Here is a 16,995-nt window from a genome sequence, read left to right as displayed (position 1 = left end):
TCATTGCCTACACTTGCCGACTATGCGCCTGTACCTCGCCTCCACCTCGCCCGCCCGACTCGCACTGCTGCGCCAGGTGGGAATCGAGCCGGTGATCGTGCCCTCGCACGTCGACGAAGAGGGCGCTGTGCTCGCTGCCGAGGCCGCAGCCGGAGGCCCGCTCACGGCTCACGATCTCGTGCAGCTGCTCGCTCGCCTGAAGGCGGAGGCGGTACTCGATGCCGTGCCGGGCGGCGAACCCATCGACGGCTTCATTCTGGGCGGCGACTCGGCCTTCGAGTTCGATGGGGTCATCTACGGCAAACCGCACCTGCCAGAGGTGGCAGCCGAACGCTGGCGACGGCATCGAGGGCGGGCCGGCGTGCTGCACAGCGGGCACTGGATGATCGACCACCGGTTGGGGGCAGGATCGGGTTCCGGCGGTTCGGGCACAGGCGGCGCGGAGTCTGGCAGCGCGGTGTCTGCGAGTGCGGTGTCTGCGAGCGCAGGCGCATTTCCCGCAGCCGGTAGTGTCACGTCGGCCACCGTCGAATTCGCCTCCGACATCAGCGACGCCGAGATCGCGGCCTACGTGGCCACCGGCGAGCCACTCGAGGTGGCGGGGGCGTTCACGATCGACGGGCTCGCGGCTCCGTTCATCCGCTCGATCAGCGGTGCGCCGTCGACGGTGATCGGCATGTCGCTGCCCGCGCTCCGCGACCTCACCGGCCAGCTCGGCGTGTCGTGGACCTCGTTCTGGAACACGCCGCACTCGTCCTGAGCATCCATCCTGAACACGCGCCAATTCATGCGCGGAGAGGCATACAGCGGCGCCGAGCAGCCCGTTTTGTAGACAACGGCACCGCCCGGGCATCCATTTTTGTAGGCACATGCCAAAGCGCCGGGCTGCCGGCCTAATAGGCTAGGTCACTATGCCTCGTATAACTAAAGTTCTGATTGCCAACCGCGGCGAGATCGCTGTGCGGGTTGTACGGGCCGCGAAAGACTCGGGTGTAGCGTCGGTGGCCGTCTACGCCGACCAGGACAGAGACGCCCTGCACGTTCAGCTGGCAGACGAGGCGTATGCCCTCGATGGCACCACGAGCGCTGAAACGTACCTCGTCATAGACAAGATTCTGTCGATCGCCAAGCGATCGGGCGCCGACGCCGTACACCCTGGTTACGGGTTTCTCGCTGAGAACGCCAGCTTCGCCCAGGCCGTCATCGACGCCGGGCTCATCTGGATCGGCCCCTCCCCCTCGGCCATCGAGCTGCTGGGCGACAAAGTGTCGGCGCGCCACATCGCCGAGCGCGTGGGCGCACCCCTCGCCCCCGGCACCATCGACCCCGTCACCGGCGCCGACGAGGTTCTCGACTTCGTCGCCATCCACGGCCTGCCCGTGGCCATCAAGGCTGCCTTCGGCGGCGGTGGCCGCGGCCTGAAGGTCGCCCGCACGGTCGAAGAGATTCCTGAGCTGTTCGAATCGGCCACCCGCGAGGCCATCGCTGCCTTCGGTCGCGGCGAGTGCTTCGTCGAGAAGTACCTCGATGAACCGCGCCACGTCGAGACGCAGTGCCTAGCCGATTCACACGGCAACGTGGTGGTCGTATCCACCCGCGACTGTTCATTGCAGCGCCGCCACCAGAAACTCGTCGAAGAAGCCCCGGCGCCCTTCTTGAGCGACGAGCAGAACGAGGGCCTCTACCGGGCATCCAAAGCCATCTTGAAAGAGGTCGGCTATGTGGGGGCCGGCACCTGCGAATTCTTGGTGGCGAAAGACGGCACGGTGTCGTTTCTCGAAGTGAACACGCGCCTGCAGGTCGAACACCCGGTCTCAGAAGAGGTCACCGGCGTCGACCTCGTACGCGAGCAGTTCAGGCTCGCCGAGGGCGGCGTGCTCGGCTACGACGACCCTGCGCCCCGCGGGCACTCATTCGAGTTCCGCATCAACGGCGAAGACGCCGGCCGCGGTTTTCTGCCGAGCCCCGGGCCCATCCACGTGTTCAAGGCTCCGGGCGGCCCCGGCGTGCGCGTCGACACCGGCGTGCAGGCGGGCGACGTGATCTCCGGGTCGTTCGACTCGCTGCTCGCCAAACTCATCGTGACCGGCGCGACTCGTGAAGAGGCGCTCGAACGGGCCCGCCGCGCGCTCGACGAGTTCGAGGTGGCCGGCCTGCCCACCGTGCTGCCCTTTCACCGTGCCATCGTGCGCGATCCCGCCTTCGCTCCCGAGGCCGGGCAGCCGTTCAGCATCTACACCCGCTGGATCGAGACCGACTTCGACAACACCATCGAGCCGTGGAGCGGGTCACTCGACGACGCAGCACCCGCGCCCGCCCGCAGCACGGTTGTCGTCGAGGTCGACGGCAAGCGCATCGAGGTCGTGCTGCCCGAGCGCCTGCTCTCGGCTGCCGGCAGCGGCATCGGTTCAGGGGCCGGCAGTTCGGGGGCGACCCTCGGCGCAGCACCGCGTCGGCGCAGCGGTTCCACCGGAGCCACGCTCACGGCCACCGGCAACTCGGTGAAGGCTCCCATGCAGGCCACCGTCATCAAGCTGGCCGTGGCCGAAGGCGACAAGGTCGTCAAGGGCGACCTCATCGTGGTGCTCGAGGCCATGAAGATGGAGCAGCCCATCCAGGCGCACAAAGACGGCATCGTGTCGTCGATTGACGCAGTCGTCGGCGAGACGGTCTCGTCGGGGCACCGGCTGCTCGAGATCTCCGACCACGTGGCGGCGTAGCGGCCGCCGCTCCCTCGATATTGCGGGGCGTGAGACGATGGACGCATGTCGAGTTCCGCGTTTCCGCTGGTCGACGCGGCCGACATTGCGCGGCTGGTCGGCCGCCCCAGCTTCGATCGGGCTCGGCCCTACGCCCGGGGGTCTGCGGTCGCGAATCTCGTGTGGAACGCCGAGACGCGCACCCTCACGGCCGCAGTTCAGGGCTCTGAAGGCGCTCCCTACCGCTGTTCGGTAACGCTCGACGAATCGAATTCGGTGTACTGGGTGCCCGTCAGCTCTTCGTGCAGCTGCCCGGTGCGTTTCGACTGCAAACACGTCGCCGCCGCCCTCCTCGCCAGCAATGCGGCCCACGTTCGCCGGCCGGTGGGCGATCACGGGTATGCGTGGGTCGCGCCGGGTGACCTGGGTGCGCCGGGTATTCCGGGCGGCTTGGATGCGTCGGGCACGCCTGCAACCGGCGGCATGCGCACCCCTGACGCCGACGCCGAACGCGGTACCGAGTGGCTGCCCGGGCGAGCCCCACGGGAGCTCGGCGAGTGGTATTCGCCGGCATCGGAGGCTCCGGCCCCCGCCGCCGCTGAAGCCCAGGGCTGGCGCCAGCGGGTGGGCGCGCTGTCTCAGCCCGGCGCATCCTCGGCGGCGGCAAAGCTCGTCGCACCCGCGCGCGGCGGGCAACGCTCGACCACGGCGATGGGGCTGCAGTTCGAAGTGCGGGAGTTCGTTCCGCGCAGCCGTGAGCAATGGCGGGGGCCGACCACGAAGGCCGCCCGCGAGCCGAAGGCGACCGATGATCCGCTCGAGCGCGCGCCCCGGCGACTCGGCGTTCGCCCCGTGGTTCGGAGTGCCGCCGGAAGCTACATCAAGGCGAGCGTCAGCTGGGGGTCGTTCACCCACCAGGTGAACCGGCTGAACCTGAACCCGGAGCACCACCGGTGGTTCGCCCAGTTCGCCGCCGTACAGCGTGCCACCCGCGAGCTGTACACCGGCCAGGAGAACGACTGGCTCTACCTCGACGACTTCAGTTCGCCCCTGCTGTGGGGGCTGCTCGACGAAGCCGCGCAGCTCGGAATCCCTCTGCTGGGCACCAAGAAGGCCTCGGTGGTGAAGGTGGGGGCGGGCGCCACGGTTCGGCTCGATGCTTCGCGGGCCGGCCAGGAGACGGCAGGGCCGGGGGTGGCAGAGCGGGGCGACCTGGTGCTTTCGGCGAGCGTGGTGGTCGACACGGCAGTACGCCCGGCATCGTCGAGCGGGGCCATCGGCGACCACGGGGTCTACACGTACGATCTGGCCCGGTCGAGCATCGTGCTGGCGCCAACGGTGACCGCCGCTGTCGAACCCACCAGCGAACGAGCCCACGCGGTGGCTCCCGAGGCCCGGGCAGACGAGACCATCGCGCCGGGTGCCGAGGGTGTCCCCGCCGTGCGCACGCGTCTGGGCGAGGAGGAACGCGCGCTGCTCGGCCACGTTGCCGACGTGGTGGTGCCCGCTGACGAGGTCGGGGAGTTCTTCGAGACGTTCTATCCGCGGCTCCGCCGCGCTGTGACGCTGGTCAGCAGCGACGAGACGGTCGAGTTTCCCGAGATAGCCCCGCCCGTTCTGGTTCTGACCGCACGCTTTCGCGCGAAGAACGTGCTCAGTCTTGACTGGTCGTGGCAGTACGGTTCGGGTGAACACACTCAGCAGCTGCCGCTGTACGCCTCGACCGAGGATGCCGATGCGGATGCCGACGGCGGAGGCGACGGCGACGAACGCGATACCGCTGCCGAGCGGCACACCCTCGGGGCGGTTCTCAGGGCCCTCGAGTTCGCGAACGACGCGGCAGCAGAGATCGGTGCACGGTCGGAGGCCTTCGAGCCGGTCGACCCGGCGCGCCCGCTGAATGCCAGCCTCGTGCTGCAGGGGTTCGATGCTGCCGTCTTCACCGAGAAGACACTGCCGATTCTGGAGCACCTCGACGCGGTGCAGGTCGACATCGTGGGCAAGCGGCCCGACTACCGCGAGCTGACCGGTGACCCGGAGCTCACCATCACCACCGTCGAGAGCGACAAGCGCGACTGGTTCGACCTTGGCATCATCGTGAACGTTGGCGGCTACCGGGTTCCGTTCGGGCCGCTTTTCAAGGCGCTCTCGAAGGGCGAGACGAAGCTGCTCATGGTCGACAAGACCTACCTCACCCTCGACCATCCCTCGTTCGACCGGCTGCGTGAGCTGCTGGCGGAGGCCAGCGCCCTCGCCGAGTGGGACACCGGAGTGCGCATCAGCCGCTACCAGGCGAGCCTGTGGTCGGAGTTCGAAGACCTCGCCGAAGAAACGGTTCAGGCGGTGGCGTGGCGCGAGGCCGTTTCGGGCCTGAACACCGTGACGAGCATCCGGCCCACGCCACTGCCCGCAACCGTGGATGCCTCGCTGCGGCCCTACCAGCTCGAAGGTTTTCACTGGCTCGCCTTTCTCTATGAACACGGTCTGGGCGGCATTCTCGGTGACGACATGGGGCTCGGCAAGACACTGCAGACCCTCGCTCTCGTAGCGCACGCCCGGGGGGCCGCACCGGGCGGCACCCCGCCGTTTCTCGTGGTGGCACCGACCTCTGTGGTCTCGAACTGGCTCGCCGAAGCGGCCAGGTTCACCCCTTCGCTCGTGGTCAGTGGCGTCACAACCACCCAGGCGAAGGGCAAGCGAACCGTGGCCCAGATCGCCGACGGAGCCGACATCGTGGTCACGAGTTATGCGCTGTTCCGGCTCGACTTCGCGGCATACAGCGCGGTGGGCTGGTCGGGGCTGATTCTCGACGAAGCGCAGTTCGTGAAGAACCACACGTCGAAGCTGCACGAGTGCGCAACCGCACTCGACGCTCCCTTCAAACTCGCCATCACCGGAACCCCCCTCGAGAACAACCTGATGGAACTCTGGTCGCTCTTCGACATCGTGGCACCCGGGCTGTTCGCCTCTGCGCCGAGGTTTCAGGAGGCGTATGTGAGGCCCATCGAGAAGGCGCTCGACCCCACGCTGCTGCCGAAGCTGCGGCGGCGCATTCGGCCACTGCTGATGCGTCGCACGAAAGAACTCGTGGCCCCCGAGCTGCCGGCTAAGCAGGAGCAGACGCTGCAGGTCGCGCTGCTGCCCGCCCACCAAGCGCTCTACGACACCTTCTTTCAGCGAGAGCGCCAGAAACTGCTCGGTCTCATCGACGATCTCGACCGCAACCGATTCATCGTCTTTCGCTCGCTGACGCTGCTGCGCATGCTGAGCCTCGATGCGTCGCTGATCGACGAGAAGTACGCAGATGTACCTTCGAGCAAACTGAATGCCCTGTTCGAGCAACTCGATGATGTGGTGGCCGAGGGCCACCGCGCCCTCGTGTTCAGCCAGTTCACCTCGTTTCTCGGCAAGGCGGCCACCCGTCTCACCGAAGCCGGCATCGAATTCGAGTACCTCGACGGCTCGACCAGGCGCCGGCCCGAGGTCATCGCGCGGTTCAAATCCGGCACGGCCCCGGTCTTTCTGATCAGCCTGAAGGCGGGCGGGTTCGGCCTGAACCTCACCGAAGCCGACTACGTGTTCATGCTCGACCCGTGGTGGAACCCGGCCACTGAGAACCAGGCGATCGACCGTACGCACCGCATCGGCCAGACCAAGAGCGTGAACGTCTACCGGCTGGTGGCGACCGGAACCATCGAAGAGAAGGTGATGGCGCTCAAAGAGCAGAAGGCGAAGCTCTTCGATGCGGTGATGGACGACGACGCCGTGTTCAGCACCGCCCTCACCGCCGACGATATCCGCGGCCTGCTCGACGTGTGAACAGCACCTCACAGGCCGCACGGCCCGCTCCAGTACCAGCAACCGGTGCTCCCCGCCCTCGGGGCGATGACAAGCGAGACGTGCTGCACATCCGAGCGGCCGACCAGGTTCGCGGCGGAGACGTCAAGGTCGAAAGTGCCGGCGACGGTGGGGGTGCCACTCAGCACTCCGGATGCCCGGTCGAGTGACAATCCGCTCGGAAGCGGTTCTAAGGCAGCGAACACCGTCGGGTCAAGGCCCGTCGCGGTGATCTGCGCGCGGTACGCCACATCGACCTGAGCCGCCGAAGGCGGAGCCGCCGACGTGATGACGGGCGCGAGTGGCGCGATACCCACCGAATCGGTCGCCGTGTTCGCCGTGAACAGCGATCCGCTGCGGTCGGCCACGATCGCTTCGGCTGACGGTGATCCGGTGAGCGTCGTGACCGCATCGATCACGCTGCCATCGACACCGAACATCGAGATCGTGTTGTCACCGATATTGCTCGTGTAGACATTGCCGATGAGATCGTTCGTGATGGCGAAGGGGTAGGTTCCGGGCATGCGGTGCCGTGACATGAGATTCAGGCCGATGGGGAGATCTTCGCCGATCTCGTAGACGCTCGCGCCGGCCGCGCTCACGGCGTAGACGTGGTCGTGGTGGTCGAAGGCGAGGCCGGTGGGGTAGGTGCCGGCGTCGAGCGTCGCCCACGCCCGGGTCACCGAGGCGGGGCCGGCCGTGCCGTACGTGATGCGGGAGATGGTGCCGTCACCGGTGTTCGCCACGAACAGGTCGCCGTGATCGTCGAAGGCGAGCGCTTGCGAGTCGGCGACCGGGTCGAGTGCGGCGACCGCGAGTTCGTCTCCCGCGGCCGAGAGTTCGACCACTGTCTCGTCACCGCTGTTCAGTACGAAGATGGCGCCGGCCGGGCTGATGGCGACGTCGACCGGGTGCCGCCCCGCAAGTGCGGCGCCGGCGTGTGCGGTGAAGGCCGAGTCGGCGAGCCCCGTGTCGGGGTCGAGCTTCACCACCGTGCTGGTCGTGAAGCTCGTGACGTAAAGAGCTCCCGCCGCGTCTTCTGCGATGTGCACGGGCAGCGAACCCGACGGAAGCGTTCCGTCGAAGCGTGGGTCGAGCCGGCCGCCGGCCAGCACCTTGCTGACCGAATTCGTACCCGGGTTCACCGTGAACACGTCACCGGCCGTGTCGACGACCAGTGCGCCGGGCTCTGCGCCCCGGGGAAGGGACGCGTACGCCGCCGGATGCACCACGGCTTGTGCGCTGCCCGCCAGGCCAGCAATGCCGCCCGCCATCAGCAGCGCTACAACGGGAACGGCGGCACAGAGTCGTCGATTCATGAAGGTTTCCTCTCGGTAGTTGCGGCCGGCCAACGAGCATGGCAACCGTCGCAAAGACGAGAGTAAATCATTTATGAGGCCCAGAACGGGCCTGTGGATAACTAGCCGGCCTCCGAAGCCGCAGGGGCTACCTTGACTGCATGACCTCATCTGCACTACTCGAATGGCGCGGCCCACGAAGCGAGCGACTGCATTGACGCCATCGTCACGGAAACGACAGTGCCCCTCGGGAGCGTTCGAACCATTGTGAGCAACCGTTTTCAGAGTGGGCGAAAGCTCGATTTCGGGAATGCCAACCCCTCGACTCTTGGAGCGGACTTTCTCGCCCTGGGGCTGCCATTGGTCACCAAGATAAATGAACTACACCCTGTCGGCGGATCTTTCGCACTGCTACAACTCCAGCGATTGAACGAGGCGCGCAATGCCCTCATTCACGATGACCCGGTCAGCATTGCGGCGTGCAGAACCATGCAGCCCCTCGTCCTTGAGACGGCCCGGCGATGGCGACAGTCGCTCGACTTCGTCGCCGCAGAAATGGATACTATTATGCGAGAACATCTCACTGATCTGATTGGAGCGCCTCCATGGTGAACGCAGAACGTGAACCCACAACTCAGCTGAACCGAACGGAACCCCTGCGAGCCGGGCAGAAAGTCATGGTCAGGTTCGGTGTGAGCGACATGCTGGCGACGGTGCGCTACGTCACCGTGCGGAAAGACCGCACACGGGTGTCGGTGGTGTTCGATTTCGCCCGAAGTGAGGTGTCAGAAGACTATTTCGGCATCTACGACATCGAGGAGGTACGCCGAGTCGCGTGAGCGTGAGCGTGAGCGTGCCAAATTGACCCACTCACGCCGGCGAACGCAGCTACAGAACGATGTGCATCGCGCGCGCCGCGTCGGAGATCGAGCCGGAGAGCGACGGGTACACCGTGAACGCGCGAGCCACCTGGTCTACGGTGAGGCGATGCTCGACGGCGAGCGCGAGCGGGAAGATGAGTTCACTCGCCTTCGGGGCCACGATGACGCCCCCGATGACCGTACCCGAACCGGTGCGGGCGAACAGCTTCACGAAACCGTCTTTGATGCCCATCATCTTGGCCCGGGGGTTCTCGCTGAGCGGCAGCTTGTAGATGTCGCCCTGGGCGATGCCATCCTCGATCTGCCGCTGGGTCCAGCCGACGGTGGCGATCTCGGGCTGGGTGAAGATGTTCGAGGCGACGTTGCGAATCTCGGTGGGGTTCACCGCGTCACCCATGGCGTGAAAGACGGCCGTGCGACCCTGCATCGAGGCAACGGATGCCAAGGGCAGGAAGGTCGTGCAGTCGCCGGCCGCGTAGATACTCGGCACACTCGTGCGAGCCACCCGGTTCACCCGGATGTGCCCTGACTCGGTGAGTTGAACGCCCGCCTCTTCGAGGCCGATGCCGGCGGTGTTCGGGATGGCCCCCACCGCCATCAGGCAGTGGCTGCCTTCTACCGTGCGACCGTCGCTCAGCGTCGCCACCACGCCATTCTCGGTTCTGACCACCGAATCGGCGCGCGACTTAGACAGCACGGTCATTCCGTTGCGCCGGAACACGTTCTCGATCACCGCAGCAGCATCAGCGTCTTCACCCGGCAGAACCTGATCGCGGCTCGAGATGAGGGTGACTTTCGAGCCGAGGGCGGTGTACGCCGACGCGAACTCGGCGCCGGTCACACCCGATCCGACCACGATGAGGTGCTCGGGGATGGCCTCGAGCGTGTAGAGCTGGGTCCAGGTGAAGATGCGTTCGCCGTCGGGCATGGCACTGGCGAGCAGGCGCGGGCTCGCGCCCACCGACACCACAATCGTGTCGGCTTCGATGCGGTCGAAGTCGATGGCCCCGGCGCCATGACCGGTCGAGACGATGACAGCATCACGGCCATCCAGTCGCCCATCGCCCTGTACGACCTTCACACCCGACCGAATGAGGGTCGACTTCATGTCTTCTGACTGCTGGCGCGCGAGGCCGAGCAACCGCTTGTTGACGGCCTGCAGGTTCACTGCAACCTCGGGGCGCACCGCGCGGCCCGACTCGGTGCGGCTGAAGAACTGCACGCCGAGGTCGGCGGCCTCACCGATGGCCGATGCGGCCTCAGCGGTGGCGATCAGCGTCTTCGAGGGCACAACGTCGGTGAGAACGGCCGCGCCGCCCACCCCGACCCGTTCGATGAGGGTGACTTCAGCGCCGAGTTGGGCGCCGGCGATGGCTGCTTCGTAGCCACCGGGGCCCCCGCCAAGAACGGTGATTCTCTGCTTGCGCTCGAATTCATAGGCCATACGGCCATTCTTCCCCAGCGACGCCCCGGCCGACAAACTGCACAGATTCTGGCGCGTATCGAATCGGTTACCGGCGCGTTAACTAAAGTGGTGGAATGTCTTCAACACCTGCCTCCGAACCCGCACTGAACCCGCTCGACCAGGCCGATCTGAGCCCCTTCGACATCGCCCTCAAGGCGGCCGGGCAGATCGCCGAGAAGACCGGCGTCGCGCACCACGACATCGCGCTGACGCTCGGCAGCGGCTGGGCGAAGGCAGCCGACCTCATCGGCGAGACGGTTGCGACCATTCCCGCCACGGAGATCGTCGGGTTCAGCGCGCCCGCCGTCGTCGGTCACGTGGGTTCGCTTCGTTCGGTGCGACTGCCGAGCGGCAAACACGCGCTGGTCATCGGCGCCCGTACCCACTACTACGAGAGCCACGGGGTGCGCCGGGTGGTGCACAGCGTTCGAACGGCGGCGGCAACGGGGGCATCCATCATGATTCTCACCAACGGTGCCGGCGGCATTCGTGAGACCTGGCGGCCGGGCTCACCCGTTCTCATCAGCGACCACATCAACCTCACAGCCGACTCGCCCCTCGAGGGCGCCACCTTCATCGACCTCACCGACCTCTATTCGAAGCGGTTGCGCGACATCGCTCGAACAGTGGATGCTCAACTCGACGAAGGCGTCTACGTTCAGTTTCGCGGCCCGCACTACGAGACCCCGGCCGAAGTGCAGATGGCGAAGACCATCGGTGGGCACATCGTCGGAATGTCGACGGCCCTCGAGGCCATCGCCGCGCGCGAGGCCGGCATGGAGGTGCTGGGCATGTCGCTCATCACCAACCTCGCCGCGGGCATCTCGAAGACAGCGCTGTCACATCGCGAGGTCATCGAGGCCGGCCAGCAGGCAGAACCCGTGATCAGCGCGCTGCTTGCTCGCATCGTGGCGGCCCTGTGAGCGGCATTGTGGCGGTGGCCGAGGCGTGGCTGGCGCAAGATCCTGACACCGAGACGAGAGCCGAGCTGACCCGGCTCATCGCCCGGGCCCGCGTGGAGCCGGCCGATGACGACGTTGCCGACGCGCTGTCGACGCTGCACGAGCGATTCGACGACCGTCTGAAGTTCGGTACGGCCGGGCTCCGCGGCGAGATCGCGGCCGGCTCGAACCGTATGAACCGGGTACTGGTGGCCCAGGCCGCAGCCGGCATCGCCGCATACCTGCTCGAGAAGGCCGCTCCCGGAGTCGTGCCGTCGGTGGTCATCGGGTACGACGGGCGAAAGAATTCCCAGGTGTTCGCCGCTGATTCGGCCGAACTCCTCGCTGGCGCAGGGCTTCGCGCGATTCTGTTGCCGCGGCTGCTGCCGACCCCTGTCGTTGCGTTCGCCGTTCGCCACCTCGACGCGAGCGCCGGAATCATGGTGACCGCGTCGCACAATCCGCCGAACGACAACGGCTACAAGGTGTACCTCGGCGGCATCGACGAGGGCTCGCAGATCGTGGCTCCAGCCGACGAAGAGATCGAGACGCACATCCGGCGCGTTGCAGCCGAGTCGCTGGTGCCCGAGCTGCCGCGTTCGGCGGCCTACACAGTGGCGGCCGAGTCGGTCATCGACGCCTACGTCACGGCGACGGCAGCGGCAGGTCTGCTGCCGCCCAGCGAGATCGGTGCTCAGCCGCGAACGGTCTACACCGCCATGCACGGGGTGGGCTGGCAGACGTTCTCGAGGGTGCTCGGCGCGGCCGGCTTCATCGAGCCCGACCTGGTGCTCGCGCAGATCGAACCGGATGCACGTTTTCCCACCGTGGCGTTCCCGAACCCCGAGGAGCCCGGCGCGCTCGACCTCGCGTACGAGACCGCTCAGTCGTCGGGGGCGCACCTGATCATCGCGAACGATCCCGATGCCGATCGGCTCGCCATCGCGGTGCCCGACAAGTCGACCGACAGCGGGTACCGGCGTCTGACGGGCAATGAGGTGGGTGCGCTTCTCGGGTGGCGGGCTGCCGAGAAGCACGCGGCGGCAAGTGCCGCTGCGACGGAGACCGTAGGCTCCGCCGCCACCGAACCTGCCACCCTCGCGTGCTCGGTGGTCTCCTCTCCCGCGCTCAGCGCCGTCGCGGCCGCGTATGGGCTGCGGTTTCAGGAGACGCTCACCGGGTTCAAGTGGGTGTCACGGGTTCCGGGGCTCATCTTCGGCTTCGAAGAGGCGCTCGGCTACCTCGTGAACCCAGAGAGTGTGCGCGACAAAGACGGCATCTCTGCAGCCGTCGCGCTGCTGTCGCTGGCCAGCGAGCTGGCGGTTGACGGCTTCACTCTCAGTGACCAGCTCGACCGGTTCAGCGAGAGGTTCGGCCACTACGACTCGGCCCAGGTCTCGCTGAGGGTCACCGACCTGAGCCGCATCGGCGAGATCATGGCCGCCCTTCGCGCCGACCCGCCGCAGAGCATCGGCGGGGTCGCCGTGGCGAGCATCGACGATCTGTCGGCCGGTTCGGCCGAACTGCCGCCGAGTGACATTCTGCGCATCACCACGACCGACGGCTCGCGCATCATGGTTCGCCCGAGTGGAACCGAACCGAAACTGAAGGTCTACATCGACGTGTCGAGCAGCGAGGGCAGCCTCGCAAAACGCAAGGCCTCCGTCGCGAAGCGCCTCTCGGCCCTCGAACGCGGCATGCGCGAGCTGGTCGCGTGAGCGGGGCAAGCCTGTGAGCGGGTCATGCCTGTGAGCGGGGCGCGAGTATGAGCGACACTGGCGAGTTCGACCTGCCGGGCCCCAGCGCGGGATTCGTGCAGTCTCTCGCGCGGGGGCTGTCGGTCATCCGGGTCTTCGGGCATGACACACCGCTGATGACCCTCAGCGAGATCGCACGCGCAACCGGGCTCACCCGGGCCACGTCTCGGCGATTTCTGCTCACCCTCATCGAGCTCGGCTACGTGCGAACCGACGGCAAGACCTTCGCCCTCACGGCCAAGGTGCTCGAACTCGGCTTCAGCTACCTCTCGGGCATCACCCTGCCCGAGATCGCCCAGCCGCACCTCGAAGCGCTTTCACGGTCGGTCGGCGAATCGACGTCGGCGGCCATCATCGACGGCCCCGACATCGTGTACATCGTGCGGGTGCCCACGCACCGCATCATGACGGTGGGGATCAACCTCGGCACCCGGTTGCCCGCCTACGCCACCTCGATGGGCAGAGTACTGCTCGCGGGGCTCTCACCGGCCGACCTGGCCTCGTATCTTCACGATGTGAAGCTGCGCGCCCTGACCGAACGCACCGTGGGTTCGGAGAACGCCCTCACTGCCGAACTCGACAAAGTGCGTTCGAACGGATGGGCCGTGGTCGACCAGGAACTCGAACCGGGGCTCCGCTCGATCGCCGTGCCTCTTTCCGGGCCCGACGGCAGGGTGGTGGGCGCCATCAACGTGTCGACGCAGGCCTCGTCGGGAACGAACGACGCCATGCGAAAGAAATACCTGGCGGCACTGAAGCAGACAGCCGCACGCATCGAATCCGACCTGCAACTGGCCCCGACCGCGCTCTGACGCCTCACCCAGCTCGGATCAGCTCAGCTCACCTCAGCCGGTCTCAGCTCACCTCAGCCGGTCTCAGCTCACCTCAGCCGGTCTCAGCTCACCTCAGCTAGGCTCAGCCCAGCGCCTGCTCCAGCTTCGCCGTCAGCTCATCAACATCGAAGTAGTTCTCGACCACGATGATGTCGGCATTCGTCTTTCCGAGCGAATCAACGAACTCAGGCGACGTCAGAATCACCTGTGCATCCGCCGCCACCACCGACACGCTCGCGATGTCGGCCGCCGTCACATCGGCCTCGATGTCGAGCCGGCGGAGGGCGCGCTCAGCGTTCACCTTCAGGATGCCTGACGTACCCACACCCGCACCACAGATCGCAACGATTTTCATTCGACTCCCCCTGTTTCGCTCGGGCGCTGAAACAACGCCTGCACCTCGCCCTGAGTTGCGGCGCGCGCCACCCTGTCGATTGCTGTCGGATCGTTGAACACATTCGCCAGCTCAGCTATTCCACTCACGTGTTCGTCGGCGGTGATCACCGCGAGGCCGAGCACGACCGACACCGGGTCGTTGTACGGATGCCCGAACACCACCGGCTCGTCGAGTGTGACCACCGACATGCCCGACTCCAGCACATCGGGTCCCGGCCGCGCGTGCGCGAGCGCCAGCCCCGGCGCGATGACGATGTACGCACCGAATTCCTCGACCATGGCCACCATGCGGGGACCGTATTCGTCTGTCGTCACGCCTGCATCGGTGAGGGCTGCACCTGCGAGCAGCACGGCCTCGCGCCAGTCGGCGGCGTGCTGCTGCAACGCGATCGCCGAGTCGGGTAGGGAGAGCATCCGAAAGCCCTTCAGGCCTCGTCGAAACCTTCGGAGATGGCCTCAGCCAGCTCTTCACGGTCTTCAAGCGGAAGGAACGTCGCAGCCGCGGCGTTCAACTGAAATGTCTCGAGGTCTGAGAGGTCGTACGCGAACGCATCCGACAGCAGCGCGAGTTCCTGGCTCAGGGTGGTGTTGCTCATCAACCGGTTGTCGGTGTTCACGGTGACCCGAAATCCGAGCTGGTAGAGCAGGTCGAACGGATGATCGATGAGTTCCTCACCCCACTGGGCAATCGCCCCCGTCTGCAGGTTCGACGACGGCGAGAGCTCGAGCGCGATCTGTCGGTCTTTCACCCATTGCGACAGCGTGCCGAGCGTGACGAAGGTGCTCGCGTCATCTTGCCGCTCGACCGTGATGTCTTCGGCGATACGTACTCCGTGGCCAAGCCGCAGGGCACGCCCGTCGAACAGCGCGCTCCGGATGCTGCTCAGACCGTCAGCCTCACCCGCGTGCACCGTCGTCGGCAGGTGGTTCTGGGCGAGGTAGTCGAAGGCCGCGCGGTGGTTCGCGGCCGGAAAGCCGAGTTCGGGCCCAGCAAGGTCGAAGCCCACAACCCCCCGCTCGCGGTGGCGCACCGCGAGTTCGGCTACCTCCATCGAGCGGTGGGCGTGCCTGATGGCCGTGATGAGCTGGCCGGTGCGGGTTCTCTGGCCGTCGGCGAGCGCATCCTCGACCCCCTGGTCGAGGCCCGCCTGAACCGCCGCAACAGCTTCATCGAGGCTCAGCCCGCCGGCCTGGTGCAGTTCGGGTGCCCAGCGCACTTCGCCATAGATCACTCCGTCAGCGGCGAGGTCGTTCACGAACTCCCGGGCGACCCGGGTGAGCGCCTCGCTGGTCTGCATGACGGCAGCGGTGATGTCGAACGTCTTCAGGTATGACACGAGAGATCCGGAGTCGGCCGAGTTCTCGAACCAGCCCTCGAGCGCTTCGGCACCGTTCGCCGGCAGCTCGAACCCGATGGCGTCGGCGAGTTCGACGATGGTCTGACCGCGCAGCCCTCCGTCGAGATGATCGTGCAGCGAGACTTTCGGCAGGCCCGTGATGCTGATGTCGCTGCCCGACAGAAAGAGTTCGTCGCCGCGCACCGACATTGTGTTACCTCCACTGTTCGAAGGGCAGCTGCCCCATCGCGGCCCTCGTATGGGTGAGGTACCACTCATAATCTATCGGAGTGCTCGCCGCGGGCATCCAGCAAACTCTCGGTGCGCGTTCACGCTCGCGTGTCGAGTTGCCTCGAGTCGCCTCGAGTTGCCTCGAACCGCCGCGTGCAGCACGCTGAACAGTGACCCACCGCACCCGACGAAAGCGAGCCCGCATGCCCCGCAAGATCATTCTCGACTGTGACCCCGGCCACGACGACGCGGTCGCGATGCTGCTCGCGCACGGCAACCCGGAGATCGAGCTGATGGCGGTGACCACCGTGGTGGGCAACCAGACACTCGAGAAAGTCACCCGAAACGCCCTGTCGGTGGCGCGCGTGGCGGGAATCGTGGGAGTGCCGTTCGCGGCGGGGGCGGCGAGGCCACTGGTGCGGCAGATCGAGCTGGCCGGGAGCATCCACGGCGAGTCGGGGCTCGACGGCCCGGTGCTGCCCGAACCGACCATCGAGCTCGACAAACGACACGCCATCGACCTCATCATCGACACGATCATGCAGCACGAGCCCGGTGAGATCACCCTTGTTCCCACGGGCGGTCTGACCAACATCGCCATGGCTGTGCGCAAAGAGCCGCGCATCGCCGAGCGCGTACGCGAGGTCGTTCTGATGGGCGGCGCCTACGCGGGCGGCAACTGGAGCGCCACCAGCGAGTTCAACATCATCATCGACCCCGAGGCCGCGCACATCGTCTTCAACGAGAAGTGGCCGCTCACGATGGTGGGGCTCGACCTCACGCACCAGGCCCTCGCCACGCCCGAGGTGGCGGCGGCCATCGCCGCCGTCGGCACCGGGCCCGCACGCTTCGTGGGCGAGTTGCTCGAGTTCTTCGCGGAGGCCTACCGTGACAACCAGGGCTTCGACTCGCCCCCTGTGCACGATCCGTGTGCGGTGGCCTACGTGATCGACCCGAGCATCATGACCACCCGCACGGCTCCGCTCGACATCGAACTCACAGGAACTCTCACGCTCGGCATGACCGTGGCCGACTTTCGCGCCCCCGCTCCGGCCGACTGCACCACCCAGGTCGCCGTCAGCCTCGACCACGGGCGCTTCTGGGCGCTCGTAGTGGATGCCCTGCAGCGCATCGGCGACCCCGCCCAGTAGCCCGCGCCACGCCACGCCGCGCCACGCCACGCCAGGCTCCGTCCCGCACCCGACCCCGCGCAGACCCGATCCGCCCCTCGACTTTCCCCACAACGTCGCTCAGCCCGCCACACGCCGACGTTCTGGGGAGACTCGTCCTCATAGGGGCGGGCTGAGCGACGTTGTGGGG

Annotated in this window: 13 protein-coding genes; 8 read left to right on the top strand and 5 right to left on the bottom strand. The window is 66.7% G+C overall.

Features of this window, described 5'->3' with window-relative positions; translation table 11 throughout:
* Window positions 1-22: 22 nt before the first annotated feature.
* From D4765_RS07140 to D4765_RS07130, 3 genes are all read left to right on the top strand, one after another.
* Window positions 23-760, top strand: coding sequence for a Maf family protein (locus tag D4765_RS07140; RefSeq protein ID WP_136641606.1), 738 nt, complete (start codon window positions 23-25; stop codon window positions 758-760).
* Window positions 761-911: 151 nt separating this feature from the next.
* Window positions 912-2,720 carry an acetyl/propionyl/methylcrotonyl-CoA carboxylase subunit alpha gene (locus tag D4765_RS07135; protein ID WP_136641605.1) on the top strand — a complete coding sequence of 603 codons (1,809 nt, stop codon included), beginning with the start codon at window positions 912-914 and terminating at the stop codon, window positions 2,718-2,720.
* A gap of 45 nt (window positions 2,721-2,765) precedes the next feature.
* On the top strand, window positions 2,766-6,518 hold the full coding sequence (locus D4765_RS07130) for a DEAD/DEAH box helicase (RefSeq protein WP_136641604.1): 3,753 nt from the start codon (window positions 2,766-2,768) through the stop codon (window positions 6,516-6,518).
* Window positions 6,519-6,526: 8 nt separating this feature from the next.
* Here the strand turns inward: D4765_RS07130 and D4765_RS07125 are convergent, their stop codons facing one another.
* Window positions 6,527-7,855 (bottom strand): putative Ig domain-containing protein, encoded by a 1,329-nt coding sequence (locus D4765_RS07125; RefSeq protein WP_136641603.1) that lies wholly within the window; start codon window positions 7,853-7,855, stop codon window positions 6,527-6,529.
* A gap of 584 nt (window positions 7,856-8,439) precedes the next feature.
* Here D4765_RS07125 and D4765_RS07120 point away from each other — a divergent pair.
* Window positions 8,440-8,673: a hypothetical protein gene (locus D4765_RS07120; protein ID WP_136641602.1), complete on the top strand. Its 234-nt coding sequence runs from the start codon at window positions 8,440-8,442 to the stop codon at window positions 8,671-8,673.
* A gap of 49 nt (window positions 8,674-8,722) precedes the next feature.
* Here the strand turns inward: D4765_RS07120 and D4765_RS07115 are convergent, their stop codons facing one another.
* Window positions 8,723-10,159 (bottom strand): NAD(P)H-quinone dehydrogenase, encoded by a 1,437-nt coding sequence (locus tag D4765_RS07115; RefSeq protein WP_136641601.1) that lies wholly within the window; start codon window positions 10,157-10,159, stop codon window positions 8,723-8,725.
* Between the two features lie 95 nt (window positions 10,160-10,254).
* Here D4765_RS07115 and D4765_RS07110 point away from each other — a divergent pair, with 95 nt between their 5' ends.
* The 3 genes from D4765_RS07110 to D4765_RS07100 are packed head-to-tail and all read left to right on the top strand — an operon-like array spanning window position 10,255 to window position 13,690.
* Entirely contained in the window at window positions 10,255-11,103 is an 849-nt protein-coding gene (locus tag D4765_RS07110; RefSeq protein ID WP_136641600.1) for a purine-nucleoside phosphorylase, read from the top strand.
* Window positions 11,100-12,839 carry a phospho-sugar mutase gene (locus D4765_RS07105; RefSeq protein ID WP_136641599.1) on the top strand — a complete coding sequence of 580 codons (1,740 nt, stop codon included), beginning with the start codon at window positions 11,100-11,102 and terminating at the stop codon, window positions 12,837-12,839. Before D4765_RS07110 ends, D4765_RS07105 begins: the two co-directional genes overlap by 4 nt.
* A 47-nt stretch (window positions 12,840-12,886) precedes the next feature.
* On the top strand, window positions 12,887-13,690 hold the full coding sequence (locus D4765_RS07100) for an IclR family transcriptional regulator domain-containing protein (RefSeq protein WP_136641598.1): 804 nt from the start codon (window positions 12,887-12,889) through the stop codon (window positions 13,688-13,690).
* 103 nt (window positions 13,691-13,793) lie between these two features.
* On the opposite strand, the gene D4765_RS07095 is transcribed toward D4765_RS07100, so the two are convergent.
* From D4765_RS07095 to D4765_RS07085, 3 genes are read right to left on the bottom strand one after another with little or no spacing between them, the layout of a single operon-like run.
* Window positions 13,794-14,066, bottom strand: a complete 273-nt coding sequence (locus tag D4765_RS07095) for a PTS sugar transporter subunit IIB (RefSeq protein ID WP_136641597.1) — start codon at window positions 14,064-14,066, stop codon at window positions 13,794-13,796.
* Window positions 14,063-14,521: a PTS sugar transporter subunit IIA gene (locus D4765_RS07090; protein ID WP_136641596.1), complete on the bottom strand. Its 459-nt coding sequence runs from the start codon at window positions 14,519-14,521 to the stop codon at window positions 14,063-14,065. Before D4765_RS07090 ends, D4765_RS07095 begins: the two co-directional genes overlap by 4 nt.
* A gap of 11 nt (window positions 14,522-14,532) precedes the next feature.
* On the bottom strand, window positions 14,533-15,654 hold the full coding sequence (locus D4765_RS07085) for an adenosine deaminase (RefSeq protein ID WP_136641595.1): 1,122 nt from the start codon (window positions 15,652-15,654) through the stop codon (window positions 14,533-14,535).
* Between the two features lie 224 nt (window positions 15,655-15,878).
* On the opposite strand from D4765_RS07085, the gene uriH reads away from it, so the two are divergent.
* Window positions 15,879-16,826 carry a uridine-preferring nucleoside hydrolase UriH gene (uriH, locus tag D4765_RS07080; protein ID WP_136641594.1) on the top strand — a complete coding sequence of 316 codons (948 nt, stop codon included), beginning with the start codon at window positions 15,879-15,881 and terminating at the stop codon, window positions 16,824-16,826.
* Window positions 16,827-16,995: the final 169 nt, after the last annotated feature.

The sequence above is a fragment of the Subtercola vilae genome (assembly GCF_004923255.1).
GTDB classification, from domain to species: Bacteria; Actinomycetota; Actinomycetes; order Actinomycetales; family Microbacteriaceae; genus Subtercola; species Subtercola vilae.
The sequence above is the reverse complement of the archived record's forward strand: the minus strand, read 5'-3'. Positions and strand labels throughout refer to the sequence as shown.

Coding starts and splice junctions, on each gene's coding strand:
- D4765_RS07085 (WP_136641595.1), bottom strand. CDS start 15,654: ATGTCGGTGCGCGGCGACGAACTCTTTCTGTCGGGCAGCGACATCAGC.
- D4765_RS07095 (WP_136641597.1), bottom strand. CDS start 14,066: ATGAAAATCGTTGCGATCTGTGGTGCGGGTGTGGGTACGTCAGGCATC.
- uriH (WP_136641594.1), top strand. CDS start 15,879: ATGCCCCGCAAGATCATTCTCGACTGTGACCCCGGCCACGACGACGCG.
- D4765_RS07125 (WP_136641603.1), bottom strand. CDS start 7,855: ATGAATCGACGACTCTGTGCCGCCGTTCCCGTTGTAGCGCTGCTGATG.
- D4765_RS07090 (WP_136641596.1), bottom strand. CDS start 14,521: ATGCTCTCCCTACCCGACTCGGCGATCGCGTTGCAGCAGCACGCCGCC.
- D4765_RS07110 (WP_136641600.1), top strand. CDS start 10,255: ATGTCTTCAACACCTGCCTCCGAACCCGCACTGAACCCGCTCGACCAG.
- D4765_RS07135 (WP_136641605.1), top strand. CDS start 912: ATGCCTCGTATAACTAAAGTTCTGATTGCCAACCGCGGCGAGATCGCT.
- D4765_RS07120 (WP_136641602.1), top strand. CDS start 8,440: ATGGTGAACGCAGAACGTGAACCCACAACTCAGCTGAACCGAACGGAA.
- D4765_RS07130 (WP_136641604.1), top strand. CDS start 2,766: ATGTCGAGTTCCGCGTTTCCGCTGGTCGACGCGGCCGACATTGCGCGG.
- D4765_RS07115 (WP_136641601.1), bottom strand. CDS start 10,159: ATGGCCTATGAATTCGAGCGCAAGCAGAGAATCACCGTTCTTGGCGGG.
- D4765_RS07100 (WP_136641598.1), top strand. CDS start 12,887: ATGAGCGACACTGGCGAGTTCGACCTGCCGGGCCCCAGCGCGGGATTC.
- D4765_RS07140 (WP_136641606.1), top strand. CDS start 23: ATGCGCCTGTACCTCGCCTCCACCTCGCCCGCCCGACTCGCACTGCTG.